Origin of the sequence: Pseudomonas tumuqii (assembly GCF_013184545.1) — a bacterium.
Taxonomy (GTDB): domain Bacteria; phylum Pseudomonadota; class Gammaproteobacteria; order Pseudomonadales; family Pseudomonadaceae; genus Aquipseudomonas; species Aquipseudomonas tumuqii.
Genome location: NZ_JAAOJA010000009.1, coordinates 105,369 through 118,334 on the forward strand (window position 1 = coordinate 105,369; position 12,966 = coordinate 118,334).

The 12,966-nt window shown below is 66.2% G+C and carries 13 protein-coding genes; 5 read left to right on the top strand and 8 right to left on the bottom strand.

Annotated features, from left to right (window positions below; genetic code table 11):
- Positions 1–11 precede the first annotated feature (11 nt).
- From G9C89_RS16865 to G9C89_RS16890, 6 genes are all read right to left on the bottom strand, one after another.
- On the bottom strand, positions 12–2,612 hold the full coding sequence (locus G9C89_RS16865; protein WP_218575943.1) for an EAL domain-containing protein: 2,601 nt from the start codon (positions 2,610–2,612) through the stop codon (positions 12–14).
- A 101-nt stretch (positions 2,613–2,713) separates the two neighbouring features.
- Positions 2,714–3,325: a class I SAM-dependent methyltransferase gene (locus G9C89_RS16870; RefSeq protein WP_172150059.1), complete on the bottom strand. Its 612-nt coding sequence runs from the start codon at positions 3,323–3,325 to the stop codon at positions 2,714–2,716.
- A 136-nt stretch (positions 3,326–3,461) separates the two neighbouring features.
- Entirely contained in the window at positions 3,462–3,809 is a 348-nt protein-coding gene (locus G9C89_RS16875) for a DUF5629 family protein (RefSeq protein ID WP_172150061.1), read from the bottom strand.
- A gap of 29 nt (positions 3,810–3,838) precedes the next feature.
- A complete protein-coding gene (locus G9C89_RS16880; RefSeq protein WP_172150063.1) occupies positions 3,839–4,480 on the bottom strand; it encodes an oxidoreductase in 642 nt (213 codons plus the stop codon).
- Positions 4,481–4,530: 50 nt separating this feature from the next.
- Positions 4,531–6,297 carry a C13 family peptidase gene (locus G9C89_RS16885; RefSeq protein WP_172150065.1) on the bottom strand — a complete coding sequence of 589 codons (1,767 nt, stop codon included), beginning with the start codon at positions 6,295–6,297 and terminating at the stop codon, positions 4,531–4,533.
- A gap of 131 nt (positions 6,298–6,428) precedes the next feature.
- Positions 6,429–6,884: a MaoC family dehydratase gene (locus G9C89_RS16890; RefSeq protein WP_172150067.1), complete on the bottom strand. Its 456-nt coding sequence runs from the start codon at positions 6,882–6,884 to the stop codon at positions 6,429–6,431.
- Between the two features lie 252 nt (positions 6,885–7,136).
- Between G9C89_RS16890 and G9C89_RS16895 the strand changes: the two genes are divergently transcribed.
- The 3 genes from G9C89_RS16895 to G9C89_RS16905 are packed head-to-tail and all read left to right on the top strand — an operon-like array spanning position 7,137 to position 8,819.
- A complete protein-coding gene (locus G9C89_RS16895; RefSeq protein WP_172150070.1) occupies positions 7,137–7,499 on the top strand; it encodes a CidA/LrgA family protein in 363 nt (120 codons plus the stop codon).
- A complete protein-coding gene (locus G9C89_RS16900) occupies positions 7,496–8,212 on the top strand; it encodes an LrgB family protein (RefSeq protein ID WP_172150072.1) in 717 nt (238 codons plus the stop codon). The genes G9C89_RS16895 and G9C89_RS16900 overlap by 4 nt, the downstream gene beginning before the upstream one ends.
- Positions 8,213–8,222: 10 nt before the next feature.
- Positions 8,223–8,819 carry an LON peptidase substrate-binding domain-containing protein gene (locus G9C89_RS16905; RefSeq protein ID WP_172150085.1) on the top strand — a complete coding sequence of 199 codons (597 nt, stop codon included), beginning with the start codon at positions 8,223–8,225 and terminating at the stop codon, positions 8,817–8,819.
- On the opposite strand, the gene G9C89_RS16910 is transcribed toward G9C89_RS16905, so the two are convergent.
- Both G9C89_RS16910 and G9C89_RS16915 read right to left on the bottom strand, forming a co-directional pair.
- Entirely contained in the window at positions 8,813–10,129 is a 1,317-nt protein-coding gene (locus tag G9C89_RS16910; RefSeq protein ID WP_172150087.1) for a bifunctional DedA family/phosphatase PAP2 family protein, read from the bottom strand. The genes G9C89_RS16905 and G9C89_RS16910 overlap by 7 nt on opposite strands.
- Positions 10,126–10,842, bottom strand: a complete 717-nt coding sequence (locus tag G9C89_RS16915) for a DNA-3-methyladenine glycosylase (protein WP_172150089.1) — start codon at positions 10,840–10,842, stop codon at positions 10,126–10,128. The genes G9C89_RS16910 and G9C89_RS16915 overlap by 4 nt, the downstream gene beginning before the upstream one ends.
- Positions 10,843–11,034: 192 nt before the next feature.
- On the opposite strand from G9C89_RS16915, the gene G9C89_RS16920 reads away from it, so the two are divergent.
- Together G9C89_RS16920 and nadD are read left to right on the top strand one after the other, a co-directional pair.
- The gene (locus G9C89_RS16920; protein ID WP_172150091.1) at positions 11,035–12,303 is read left to right on the top strand and encodes a glutamate-5-semialdehyde dehydrogenase; all 1,269 of its coding nucleotides are present in this window, start codon (positions 11,035–11,037) and stop codon (positions 12,301–12,303) included.
- Complete coding sequence (nadD, locus tag G9C89_RS16925; RefSeq protein WP_172150093.1) at positions 12,296–12,940, top strand: nicotinate-nucleotide adenylyltransferase; 645 nt, start codon at positions 12,296–12,298, stop codon at positions 12,938–12,940. The genes G9C89_RS16920 and nadD overlap by 8 nt, the downstream gene beginning before the upstream one ends.
- The last annotated feature ends 26 nt before the right edge of the window (positions 12,941–12,966 follow it).

Sequence of the window (12,966 nt, forward strand, 5' to 3'; positions counted from 1 at the left end):
GAGGCGAGGGCTCAGGCGCTGCTGGCGCCGGCCGGCATGGACCACTGCTCGAGCATCTGTGGCGGTTCCGGCTTGCCGAACAGATACCCCTGGAATCGCTGGCAGCCCAGGCGCAGCAGGGCGTCGCGCTGGGCCAGGGTTTCCACGCCTTCGGCAATCACTTCCAGGTCCAGGCTGCCGCCCAGCGCGACTATGGTGCGCACGATGGCCGCATCGTTGGGGTCGCTGAGCAGGTCGCGGACGAAGGAGCGGTCGATCTTCAGCTGGTTCAGCGGCAGGCGCTTGAGGTAGCTGAGCGACGAATAGCCGGTGCCGAAGTCGTCCAGCGCGAAGCGCACGCCGCGTGCCTTGAGCTGGCCCATCTTGACGATCATGGTCTCCACGTCCTGCACCAGGTGGCTCTCGGTCAGTTCCAGCTCCAGGCGCTGCGGGTTGGCCCCGGTTTCATCCAGCACGGCGAGCACGTCGTCGACGAAATCGCGGTGGTGGAACTGCCGCGCGCTGACGTTGACCGCCATGGTCAGTTGCGCGCGCTGGGGGTTGGCAGCCCAGGCCACCAGTTGCTGGCAGGCGCTGTGCAGGATCCAGCGGCCCAGCGGCAGGATCAGGCCGGTGCTTTCGGCCAGCGGGATGAATTCGCCGGGGGCCACCAGGCCGCGACTGGGGTGCTGCCAACGCACCAGGGCTTCGGCGCCGAGCAGTTGCCCCTGCACGTTGACCTGCGGTTGGTAGTGGAGGATGAACTGACGGGCGCTCAGGCTCTGGCGCAGGTCATTTTCCAGGTTGGCGCGGGCGCTGACTTCGGCCTGCATCTCGGGGTTGAAGAAGCGCAGGGTGTTGCGTCCGGCGGCCTTGGCCTCGTACATGGCCAGGTCGGCGCGCTTGAGCAGTTCATCCATGGTGCCCTGGGCCTCGGAAAACAGGGCGATGCCGATGCTGGCGGTGCTGGTGTGGCTGCGCCCCTGCAGCACATAGGGTTCGCCGAGGACCTGGATCAGCTTGGTCGCCACCGTTTCGATCTGGGCGATGGCCTCGGGGTGCTGCAGGTGCAGTCCTTCGAGCATGAGCACGAACTCGTCGCCGCCGAGGCGGGCCAGGGTGTCTTCCTCGCGGACATGGAGGCTCAGGCGTTGGGCCACCTGTTGCAGCAGTTGGTCGCCCATGTCGTGGCCGAGGGTGTCGTTGAGATCCTTGAAGTTGTCCAGGTCGATGAACAGCAGGGCGCCATCCAGCTGGTTACGGCTGCGCTGCGCCAGGGCATGCTGCAGGCGGTCGAGCAGCAGGCGGCGGTTGGGCAGGCCGGTGAGCAGGTCGTAGAAGGCCAGGCGATGGATCTGCTCGAGGTTCTTCTTGTGCTCGCTGATGTCGGTGGAGATGCCGCACAGGGCGTAGATACGCCCGTCCGGGTGGCGCAGCGGCAGCTTCACCGAGAGGTAGGTCTGCTCGAGGGTGCCGTCCGGGCTGCGGTTGATTTCCTCGGTTTCCACCCGCTCGCCGAGCAGCAGCACGCGGCGGTCGTTGTCACGCAGGTTGGCCGTGGTGGCGGCGTCGAAGAAGCGGTCGTCGGTCTGCCCCACCACCTGGGCCAGCGGCAGGCCGAACAGTTCGCAGACCTTGCGGTTGGCGTACTGGTAACGCAGCTCGGGATCCTTGATGTAGATATAGGCTTCGACGCTGTCGAGGATGGTGTTCAGGCGCTGCTCGCTGGCCTTCAGGTGGCGGGTCTTCTCGGCGACCTGGCGGCGCAGCAGCAGGGCGCCGCCGAGCGCCATCAGCAGCAGCCCGGCCAGGCTGGCCAGGCCCCACCAGGCGGCGGTTGGCACCAGCAGCCGGGGCCGTTCGCCGCCCCAGCGCTGCAGGGTCTGGTAGTAATAGGATGAGGAAGAGCCCTGCCACTCGCGCAAATGGCGGTCGATGCTGCTCAGCAGGTCGCTGTTGGAGCCCTTGCGGGTGGCATAGAACAGCTGCGCGGGCAGGAACATGATCGGCGTGTTGTGTAGCTGGTAGTGCGGCGCATGGAAGTCGCCGAAGCGCTGGTTGGCCACGACCGCGTCGGCCTGCTGGTTGGCCACCAGCTCGAAGCCCTCGACCAGGTTTTGCACGGGAATCAGGCGGGCGTGCAGGCCAAAGCTGTCGAGCAGCGTTTGCAGGTAGTTTTGCTGGATGGAGCCGGCCAGCACGGCGATGCGTCGGTCCTTGAGGTCGAGGACCGACTGCAGGCTGGCCTCCTCGCGGCTATACAGCTGCGACCAGCTATACAGCGAGGGCTGCTGGTGAAAGTCCAGGTGCAGCGCGCGCGCTTCGCTGAAGGCTACATCCGGCAGCAAATCGATACTGCCGTTTTGCGCCAGCTCCAGGCAGGCCTGCCAGTCGCAGGGTACCGGGATCAGGCGCCAGTTTTCCAGGCGGGCGATTTCCCCCAGCACTTCGCCGAGGATGCCGGAGATTTGCCCGTTCTGGCCCAGCAGGATTTTTGGCTCGTTGGCGTAGACGCCCACGCGGACCTCGCGCGGTTGCGCCCGGAGCGGCGCGGCGCAGACCATGCACAGCGCCAGTAGGCCAGCAAGGCAGGTGTAGCGGATGTTGCAGGGGCGTGTCGAGGGTGGCTTCATGCGCTAACCGCTTGCAATCCAATGAACTTATCCAGCAAACATAGACAGAATACGGCCTGCCTGCCTCGCAGAGAAAGTGCTCATGATGCTGTGTGGCGGGTTCAATGAGCCCAGCCGCGATAGACGAACGTCATCGGTCTGGGGCCTTTCAGGTAGCCCGTCTGCAGCTGCTCGATGCTGAAGCCGCCGGCCCCGATCAGCGCCGGGATGTCGCGATTGAGGTGACAGCCGCCGGCCAGGGGTTTCCAGTAGGGCGTCAGGCGGTTCTGCCAGCGCACCACGGGGGCATCCGGGGCCAGGCCGTGTTCGCAGAACAGCAGGCGGCCGCCGGGTTTCAGTACCCGGCGCATCTCTTGCAGGGCGGCCACGGCGTCCGGGATGGTGCACAGGGTAAAGGTGCAGACGATGCTGTCGAAGCTGGCATCGGCGGCCTGGATCTGCCCCAGCTCCAGGGCGATCATCTGCACCGGTATGGCGCTGCGCGCGGCGCGGGTTCGGGCCAGGCGTTGCATCTCGGCCGAGGGGTCGACGCCGACGATCGCGCTGACCTGCGCGGCGTCGTAGAACGGCAGGTTCAGCCCGCTGCCGATGCCGATTTCCAGCACCCGGCCCCGGGCCAGCGGGACGATCTGCGCGCGGGCCTGCATCACCTCGCCCATGCCGCAGGCGAACTCGATCAGGTGCGGCAGGATGTAGCGGTCATACAGGTGCATGGCGCGCTCCGCAGGTATTAGAGCTTGTGAAAAAACTCTCGCCTACTGCGGCCGTCTCCAAACGCCCGCTGCATCGCGCCTTGCCGCGAACGCTTGGAGGCGACCTCGCGACGGCGCTCGATATTTTCACAACCTCTCAGTCGTCGCTGTCGTCGTCGCTGTCGAGGTTGTCGCCGCTGATCGCCGCGCTGCATTTGATCCGGTGTTCTGTGCCGCCATCGCTCAGCAGCCAGCTATCCGTCTCGGCATCGAAGCGCGCCGCGCTCACCGCAGCCAGGGAGAACTGCCAGTGACGGCGAGCGCTGCCGTCTACGCAGTCGATGCTCAACAGCGGCTGATCCTGGCTGTCGGCAGCGGCCGAGCCGGCGCTGACCTGGGCCAGCAGCTCCTTGTCCAGGTTGAATTGCCAGGCGTAGAGGTCGTCGATTTCCAGCATGTCGGCGGCTTCGAGGGCTTCGATCAGGCTGCTGTGGGTTGTGCTCATGGGTTGGCTCGATAGGGAAAGTAAGGGAGTCAACGGCCGAGGCGGCGCAGCCGGTCGGATTCGATGACGCGCAGGCCGTGGTCTTCTTCCAGGGCCAGGCGCCAGAGGGCGCGAGCCAGGACGGTGGCCTCGATGCCGTGGTATTTGCCCGGCAACCAACGCACCAGCGGCGCGGCCAGGCGTTCGCCGAGGCGGAACTCGTTGCGCGGGCCGAGCAGCAGGGCTGGCCGTACCAGGGTCAGTTGTGGCCAGCCCTGGGCTTGCAGCGTTTGCTCCATTTCGCCCTTGACCCGGTTATAGAACACCGCGGACTTGGCGTCGGCGCCGAGGGCGCTGACCACCAGCAGGTGGCGCGCCCCGAGCTCGCGGGCACGCTGGGCGAAGGCCACGACCAGGTCATGATCGACGGCGCGAAAGGCCTCCTGCGAGCCGGCTTGCTTGATCGTGGTGCCGAGGCAGCAGAAGGCCGTGTCGATCGGGCCGTTGAGCTGCGGCAACAGATCGAGCAGTTCGCCCACCGGGTTTTCCAGGTGCGGGTGCTCGGCCAGTGGCCGACGGCTTGGCGCCAGCACGCGCGCGACCGTAGGTTCGTTGAGCAGGCGATCCAGCAGGTGTTCACCGGTCAGGCCGGTGGCACCCGCGAGGAGGATGTGCTGGGGCGTCAAATACATGGTCGTGGGGTCTCCGCTGATATCCATCAGCTTAACAGGCCATTGAAAAACTACTGCGTGCTGCGCTCGATACTTTGTTCGATAGGTGGGGCGGGGCGGGTGGCGGCCTGGTCGCCGCTGGCGGTGTTCAACGCGCGGCTGGCCTGCTGTTCGCGCAGGGCGCGCCAGTGTTGCAGGACCGCCTTGGCTGGCCAGATTTGCGGCTCGGAGGCCTCGAAGCCATCGGCTTGTTCGCGCTCGGCGACTTTTGCCTTGGCCAGCTCGAAGGCGCGCTGCAGGTCATCGGTCTCATTGAGGGCCTCGGCGAACAGCGCGCGGCCGAAGTAGGTGAAGTCATTTTCCTCCGAGCAACCGAAGGACACCCGGTCGGCCCGCGCGGCGGTCATCACCAGGGTCTTGTCGTCTTGCAGCGGGGGAATGAAGCCGCCGGAGTAGCAGGCCGAGATCACCACCACCTTGTGCCGCTCGCGCAGCGGTTGCAGGAGGACGGCCAGTTCGCTGGCCGGCAGGTCGCCGAGCTGCAGGCGCGGCTGGTCGAGATTCAGCTCATGCTGGCTCGAGCCGTGGCTGGTCAGGTAGATGAAGATCAGATCCTCCGGCCCGCTGCGTTCGGCCAGTGCCTGCACCGCACGGCGCAGGCTTTCGCGGGTCGCCAGTGGGCGCAGGCTGATCTGCTCGCGGTGATTGGTCAGGCTGATGCGGCCATGGGCGGCGAAGCGTTCGCCGAGCAGATTGGCGACGTAGTCGGCTTCGCGCATGAACACGCTCTGCTTGCCGTCGCCTGCCAGGGTCAGGGCGTACAGTTCGATGGCGGGGGTGGAAGCGGGCAGGTCGGCAATGGCCTGGTCGAGCAGTTGGCCCTGCGCCAGCAGGCCGAGTTCCAGCGGGTCGGCCAGCATGCGCCCCTGCTCGTCGCGCAGGCGTTGGCCGCGCAGCCAGGTGCCGCTCTGCTGGTTGCCCTCGGCGAGGGTCAGGGTGCCGTTGCCGGCGTATTCGCCATGCTCGAAGCGTCCCTGGTAAAGACTGCCATCGGCCAGGTGCAGGCGGCCTTGACCGTGGTAATTCCAGTCGCGGAATTCACCGAGGTAGCGCTCGCCGTCGGCGCCCTGGAACTCGCCCGCGCCGTTGGCTGCGCCGGCGACGAACAGCCCGCTCCAGACATCGCCGGCGGCACTCTGGTAGCGGCCTTTGCCGTGGAACTGGTTGTCGCGGAACGCACCGCTGTAGAGATCACCGTCAGCGCTCTTGAAGCTGCCGGGGCCTCGCAGCTGGCCCTTGTCGAACTCGCCGCTGAACTGGTTGCCGTACTCGTCGCTGCGCACGCCCTGGCCATCCGCCAGGCCATTGTTGAACTGGCCGTGGAAGCTGCTGCCATCGGCGCGTTCGAGGGTGCCCAGGCCATGGAACAGATCGTCTTTGAATGCGCCGCGATAAACCAGACCGCCCTGCTTGAGCGTACCTTCACCGGCAAACCGACCCGCGGCGAAACCGCCCTGGTAGCTGCTGCCGTCACGGTAGTGGAGTGTGCCCTGGCCATGAAAGGCGCCTTGTGCGAACTCGCCGACGTAGTGCTCGCCATTCGCGCCGTGCCATTCGCCGGGACCATGCAACTGGCCATCCTTGAAGGTGCCGACGAACCAGCTGCCGTTGCGGTAATCCAGGCGGCCGGGGCCCTGCAACAAGCCGTCGACCACCTCGCCGCGATAGCGCGCGCCGTCGGGCAGGGTCGCGTCCGCGGGTAACAGGGGTTCGCCGTCGCCGCAGGCGGCAAGCAGCAGGGCGAGGCTCAGGGGAGCCAGGTGGGCGAGGCGGCGCATGGCAAGCATCCAGATCCAGGTGTTGCCGGAAGTATGCCGCAAACCAGGGACCCTGCGCTGCCGCGCCGCACAGAGCCGTTGCATAACCGGCGTTCGCTCGGTTGAGTGAACGCCGGTTATGCCGACGCAGATCAGACGAAGCAGAGGGTCAGGGGTTCGGCCACATAGGCCGGTTTATCCTGGCCTTCGATTTCCAATACCGCGCGGGCCTTGAGCAGCCACTGGCCGGGATTTTTCTCGGTGGCGTCGGTCAGGGTCACCACCAGGCGCACCTTGGAGTCGACTTTGACCGGCTGAATGAAGCGCACGCTGTCCAGGCCGTAGTTGATGGCCATTTTCAGGCCCTGGGGCATGATCATGATGTCTTCCATCAGCATGGGGATCAGCGACAACGACAGGAAGCCATGGGCGATGGTGCTGCCGAAGGGGGTCTGCCTGGCTTTTTCCGGATTGACGTGAATGAACTGGTGGTCGCCGGTGCATTCGGCGAATTGATTGATGCGTTGCTGATCGATGGTCAGCCAGGCGGAGCGTCCCAGTTCCTTGCCTACATAATTGTTGAGTTCTGCTACGGGTACTGACGGCATAGTTCCTCCTTGAGGAAGCGGGGGTTTGTTGTTGTTCGATTCGAACCGCTCAGCCCCTAGATCATCACGCGGCCGCTGTTGGGTCAAGTCTGCAGTGCCTTGCTGAATGGCGGGTTATAGCCAGGTGCTTTGCCAGCCTATAATGGCCGCGGTGCGCCGTGGCCTGAGGTCCGGGCGTTATGCTTTTGCGGGAACTGCTGGTCGGTTGTAGCGCCGCGACGCTGCTCGTCACTTCACTCGGAGATTCACCCCATGCTGTTACGCGGCTTGTCCTGGCTGGTGCTGTGCCAATTGCTCGGCACTGGACTCAACGTCCTGTTGCTGCCGATGTTGCCGGGGCCGATCATCGGCATGTTGCTGCTGTTGCTGTTTCTGCTGGTGCATGGCGAGGTTAGCGAGCCCCTCCACCTGGCCTCCAGTAACCTGCTCAAGTACCTGCCGTTGCTGCTGGTGCCACCCGCGGTCGGGGTGATGGCCTACGCCGATGCGATTGCCGCGGACTTCTGGGCGGTGATCGGCGCGCTGGTGCTATCGCTGGTGCTGTCGGTGGTGTTTGCCGGCTGGATGATGCAGAAGCTGATCGAGCGCCAGCAGCGTCGCCGGGAGGACGCATGAGTCTCGACTGGTACGGCGCCTGGCAGGCGGTCACCCATCACCCCTTGTTCGGCGCCGGGATCACCCTGGGCGCCTACCAGTTGGCCATCGCGGCGTACGAGAAGACCCGCTGGATGTTCCTCCAGCCGGTGCTGGTGTCGATGGTGATCGTGATCGGCGTGCTGCTGTTGTGCGGTCTGAGTTTCGCCGAGTACAGGGTCAGCGCCGAAGCCCTGACCCTGTTCCTCGGCCCGGCCACCGTGGCCTTGGCGGTGCCGCTGTTCCTCAATCTGCGACGGATCCGCCAGCTGTTCTGGCCGACCGTGCTGACCCTGCTGATCGGCGGGGTGGTGGCCACGGTGCTGGGCGTGGCCCTGGCCTGGTGGTTTGGCGCCGACTCGTTGATGTTGATGAGCATGGCGCCGAAGTCGGTGACCTCGCCGATCGCCATGCTGGTGGCCAGCCAGATCGGGGGGATTGCCGCATTGGCCGCGGTGTTCGTGATGATCACCGGGGTGGTCGGGGCGATGCTCGGGCCGTCGCTGTTGCGCCTGTGTGGTGTGCACCATCACGCGGCGATCGGCATGGCCCTGGGCATGACCGCCCATGCAGTCGGCACCGCGCGGGCCATGCAGGAAAGCGAAGAATGCGGCGCGTTCGCCGCGCTGGCGATGAGTCTGATGGGCATGCTCACCGCGGTACTGTTACCGCTGGCGATCATCTTCCTGGTCTGAGGGCAACCCCATGAATCTATCCCTGTTTCCGCTCAATACCGTGTTGTTTCCGGGTTGCCTGCTCGATTTGCAGATTTTCGAGGCCCGCTACCTGGACATGGTCAGCCGCTGCATGAAGCAGGGCGAGGGCTTCGGCGTGGTATGCATCCTCGAAGGGCAGGAGGTCGGCGAGGCCGCCGGCCACTTCTCGGCGATTGGTTGCGAGGCGCGGATCTGCGACTTTCAGCAGCGGCCCAACGGCTTGCTGGGGATTCGTGTCGAAGGTGGCCGTCGCTTCAGGGTTCGCCGCGCCCAGGTGTTGCCGGATCAACTGACCGTCGCCGAGGTCGACTGGCTGGAGGAGGCGGCGGAGCAACCTCTGGGACTTGAACATGCGGATCTCGTCGCGTTGCTCGAGGCCCTGGCCGAGCACCCGCTGGTCGCCGCCTTGGGCATGACCGACGCGGTCAGCGGTCAAGCGGCCCTGGCCAATCAGTTGGCCTACCTGTTGCCCTTGGCGCTCGAGCAGAAACTTCAGCTGCTCGAGATCGACACGCCGCAGGCGCGCCTGAGCCAACTGCAAACCTGGCTCGACCAACTGCAGGGCGAGAGTGGCGCCGCTCAATAGCGATAGAGCAGGACGCCCTCCGACAGTTGCCAGGTGGCAATGGCGCCGAGCAGTCCCAGGCACGCCGGCAGGACCAACCACCACACCTTGGCGGGTATCGCCGGCAGTGGCGTGGGCCATTGCGTCAGGCTCAGGCTGAGCGCGCACAGGCCTCCTGCCAGCAGGGCGCCGGCGATGATATCGCTCGGCCAATGCACGCCCAGATACACCCGCGACAGGGCAATGGCCATGGCCGGCAGGCTGGCCAGCAGCAACCAGGCCAGGCGCAGGCGCGCCGGTTGGCCGCGGCCAGCGAGTACGCCGAGGACCAGAAAGAACGCGAACGCCGCCGAACTGTGGCCGCTGGGCAGGCTGAAGCTGTTCAAGGGTTCGAGCAATACCTCCGGGCGCTGGCGGGCCAGCAGGGCTTTCAGCGCGCCGTTGGCCAGGGCGGTCGCGAGCAGGGCGCCGCCGCTGAACAGCAGCGCCCGCCGCTGCCGAGCCAGCAGCAGCAGCAGGCAGAGCAGGGCGGCAACGGCCAGTTGGCTGTGAAAATCGCCGAGGCGGGTGATCAGCACCATCAGGGTGTCGAGGCTGGCGCTGCGCTGTTCCTGCACCAGGGCGAGCAGGCCGCGGTCGAGCTGGTCGAGGCGTGGCCAGCCGATAAACACGCCGAACAGCAGCAGCAGGCTCAAGCCGGCGGTGATCCAGCTGGCGCGGCGGCGTTCGCCCAGGCTGTCATGCACGCTGAGCAGCAGCAAGGTGGTCAGGCCGGCGGCCAGTACCGCGGCTTGTGGCCAAAACCCCGCGGGCAGGGGCAGGCGCAACGCCGCGCCGGTGGCCCAGCCCGGCAACAGGTAGGCGACCGCCCAGCCGGCCGACGCGAGCAGGCTGACCAGTACAAAGCGCCCGAACGGCATGTTGAGCATGCCGGCAATCATCGGCAGCATCGGCCGCAGCGGGCCGATATAGCGGCCCACCAGCAGGCTGGCGATGCCATAGCGCTGGAAGTAGAACTCCGCCCCCGCCATCCATTCCGGGTGGTGGCGCAATCCCGGCAGACGGCGGATGTCCTGGTGGAAGTAGCGACCGCTGGCGTAGGACAGCAGGTCGCCGAGCAGTCCGCCGCAGTAGGCCAGCGCCAGGGTTTCGCTGAGAGTCAGGGCACCGTTGCCGGCGAGTACGGCGACGGCGAACAGCAAAATGGTGCCGGGCACCAGGATCCCGGCAATCGCCAGGCACTCGAGGCAGGCGATCAGGAAGATCGCCAGGCCGAGCCACTCGGGGTTGGCCGTGAGCCAGAGGGTCAAGCTGTCGAGCCATTGGCTCATCGATGGGCATCCTCGGTGGTGAGTAGGTAGAAGTCCCGACCTTCGACCTGTCCGCGGCGCAAAGGGTTGCGTGTGCAATGGCGGGCAAAGGCGGCGTCGACGAAGCGATAAGGCAGATGCTCGTCGCGCCCGGCGGGAATGCCCAGGCGCGAAGTCTGCACGATCTGCCGCGGACGCTCGCCGAGATCCTCGACGAACAGGCGCTGCGGGTCGAAACGCCGGGCATCCCAGTCCGGCACTTTCAGGCCCAGGGCCTTGCACAGCAAAGTTTGTCCGCCGCAGAGGCGCTCCGGCGGGCGTGGCCGGCCCTGGCTGTCCGGGTTGTTGCGCTGCATCAGCGCCAGGCTGGCGCTGGGCGAAACCGGGTCGAGCCAGGGATAGGCCGATTTGATCAGTACCGCATTGCCCGGGCCCTGGGCGCTGAAGTTCAGCGAGTCGCCGCCGCGGGCGTAATACATGTAGATGTGCCCGCCGCCCTGGAACAGCGCCTTGCGTTTTTCCGTGTAGCCGAGCGAGGCGTGGCTGCCCTTTTCGTCCAGGTAGTAGGCTTCGGTCTCGATGATGCGGGCGCTCAGCCAGCGTTCGCCGCAGCGGTGGCGAATCACCTTGCCGAGCAGTTCGCGGGCGAGCAGGCGCGCGTCGCGATCGAAGAAGCTGTCGGTCAGGGGGCGGGCATGGGCCCAGGGCAGGCTTGGGGCGGGTTCGTCAGGCATGTGAGTTCACTGGTTGCAGGCAGGCCTCAGGTTGCTCGCGATGATAGCAACAAGAGCCATATCGATGTCCGGGCCTGCCTTGGCCGGCAGATCATTGCTACTGCTTGTCCACTATCCGCCAGGCGCCGCTGTGCGTGGGGCGGTGGCGCCGCTATAATCAGCCGCTTTAGTTATTGCCAGGCTACCGAGACCATGACCGAGTCCGTACTCGACTATATGACCCGCCTGGGCCGTGCGGCCCGCGCCGCCTCACGCGTGGTCGCCAGCGCCAGCACCGCGCAGAAGAACCGTGCCCTGCTGGCCACCGCCGAGGCCCTGGACGCCGCGCGCGGCGAACTGGCCAGCGCCAACGAGCTGGACCTGGCCGCCGGCCGCGCCAATGGCCTGGAGCCGGCGCTGCTGGACCGTCTGGCGCTGACCCCGGCGCGCATCGACGGCATGATCGAGGGCCTGCGCCAGGTCGCCAGTCTGGCCGATCCGGTCGGCGCGATCCGCGACATGAGCTACCGTCCGTCGGGTATTCAGGTCGGCAAGATGCGCGTACCGCTCGGCGTGATCGGCATCATCTACGAGTCGCGGCCCAACGTGACCATCGACGCCGCCAGCCTGTGCCTGAAATCCGGCAACGCCACCATCCTGCGTGGCGGCTCGGAAGCCATTCATTCCAACCGTGCGATTGCCGCCTGCATCCAGCTCGGCCTGGCCGCGGCCGAGCTGCCGGCCGCCGCGGTGCAGGTGGTGGAAACCACCGACCGTGCCGCCGTCGGTGCGCTGATTACGATGCCCGAATTCGTCGATGTGATAGTGCCGCGTGGCGGCAAGAGCCTGATCGAGCGGGTCAGTCGCGACGCCCGGGTGCCGGTGATCAAGCACCTGGACGGCATCTGTCATGTGTATGTCGACGCCCTGGCCGAGATGCCCAAGGCTCAGGCCATCGCCTTCAACGCCAAGACCTACCGCTATGGCATCTGCGGCGCGATGGAAACCCTGTTGGTCGATCAGGCCGTGGCGGCGGCATTTCTGCCGGCCATGGAGCAGATGTTCGTCGAGAAGGGCGTCGAGTTGCGCGGCTGCCAACGCACCTGCGCGCTGATCCAGGCCAAGCCCGCGACGGAGGAGGACTGGAGCACCGAATACCTGGCGCCGATCCTGTCGATTCGCGTGGTCGACGGTCTGGAGCAGGCCATCGAGCACATCAACCGCTATGGTTCGCACCACACCGACGCCATCGTCACCGAGCACCAGGGCCGTGCCCGGCGTTTTCTCGCCGAGGTCGACTCCAGCTCGGTGATGCTCAATGCGCCAACCTGCTTCGCCGACGGCTTCGAGTACGGCCTGGGCGCGGAGATCGGCATTTCCACCGACAAGCTGCACGCCCGCGGCCCGGTGGGTCTGGAAGGCCTGACCTGCGAGAAGTATGTGGTGATCGGCGACGGTCAGCTGCGCGGGCAGAATGCCTAAACGCATCGGCATATTCGGCGGCACCTTCGATCCGGTGCATATCGGCCACCTGCGCAGTGCGCTGGAAGTGGCGGAGTTCATGGCCCTCGACCAGTTGCGCCTGATCCCCAGTGCGCGACCGCCGCACCGCGAGGCGCCGCAGGTTGCGGCGCAGGATCGCCTGGCCATGGTCGAACTGGCGGTGGCCGGCGTGTCGCCGCTGTGTGTCGACGACCGCGAGCTCAAACGCGACAAGCCGTCCTACAGCATCGACACCCTGGAGTCGTTGCGCAGCGAATTGGCGGCCGACGACCAGTTGTTCCTGATTCTTGGCTGGGATGCCTTCTGCGGGCTACCCACCTGGCATCGTTGGAACGAGTTGCTGGAGCACTGCCATATCCTGGTGCTGCAGCGCCCGGATGCCGACAGCGAAGCGCCGGAAACCTTGCGCAACCTGCTGGCGGCCCGCAGCATCAGCGACCCGTTGACCCTGGAGGGGCCCGGCGGACAGATTTCCTTTATCTGGCAGACGCCCCTGGCGGTGTCCGCCACGCAGATCCGCACGCTCTTGGCGAGCGGCAAATCGGTGCGTTTTCTGCTGCCCGATGCGGTACTCACCTATATCCATGCGCACGGGCTCTACCGTGCGTCGAACTGAACACAAGGCAAACGAGTTACTTATGA

What these genes read in the sequence shown, in the direction of transcription:
- G9C89_RS16915 (WP_172150089.1), bottom strand. Translation starts at nt 10,842, where the DNA reads ATGCCTGACGAACCCGCCCCAAGCCTGCCCTGGGCCCATGCCCGCCCC.
- nadD (WP_172150093.1), top strand. Translation starts at nt 12,296, where the DNA reads ATGCCTAAACGCATCGGCATATTCGGCGGCACCTTCGATCCGGTGCAT.
- G9C89_RS16885 (WP_172150065.1), bottom strand. Translation starts at nt 6,297, where the DNA reads ATGCGCCGCCTCGCCCACCTGGCTCCCCTGAGCCTCGCCCTGCTGCTT.
- G9C89_RS16870 (WP_172150059.1), bottom strand. Translation starts at nt 3,325, where the DNA reads ATGCACCTGTATGACCGCTACATCCTGCCGCACCTGATCGAGTTCGCC.
- G9C89_RS16895 (WP_172150070.1), top strand. Translation starts at nt 7,137, where the DNA reads ATGCTGTTACGCGGCTTGTCCTGGCTGGTGCTGTGCCAATTGCTCGGC.
- G9C89_RS16880 (WP_172150063.1), bottom strand. Translation starts at nt 4,480, where the DNA reads ATGTATTTGACGCCCCAGCACATCCTCCTCGCGGGTGCCACCGGCCTG.
- G9C89_RS16865 (WP_218575943.1), bottom strand. Translation starts at nt 2,612, where the DNA reads ATGAAGCCACCCTCGACACGCCCCTGCAACATCCGCTACACCTGCCTT.
- G9C89_RS16905 (WP_172150085.1), top strand. Translation starts at nt 8,223, where the DNA reads ATGAATCTATCCCTGTTTCCGCTCAATACCGTGTTGTTTCCGGGTTGC.
- G9C89_RS16900 (WP_172150072.1), top strand. Translation starts at nt 7,496, where the DNA reads ATGAGTCTCGACTGGTACGGCGCCTGGCAGGCGGTCACCCATCACCCC.
- G9C89_RS16910 (WP_172150087.1), bottom strand. Translation starts at nt 10,129, where the DNA reads ATGAGCCAATGGCTCGACAGCTTGACCCTCTGGCTCACGGCCAACCCC.
- G9C89_RS16920 (WP_172150091.1), top strand. Translation starts at nt 11,035, where the DNA reads ATGACCGAGTCCGTACTCGACTATATGACCCGCCTGGGCCGTGCGGCC.
- G9C89_RS16875 (WP_172150061.1), bottom strand. Translation starts at nt 3,809, where the DNA reads ATGAGCACAACCCACAGCAGCCTGATCGAAGCCCTCGAAGCCGCCGAC.
- G9C89_RS16890 (WP_172150067.1), bottom strand. Translation starts at nt 6,884, where the DNA reads ATGCCGTCAGTACCCGTAGCAGAACTCAACAATTATGTAGGCAAGGAA.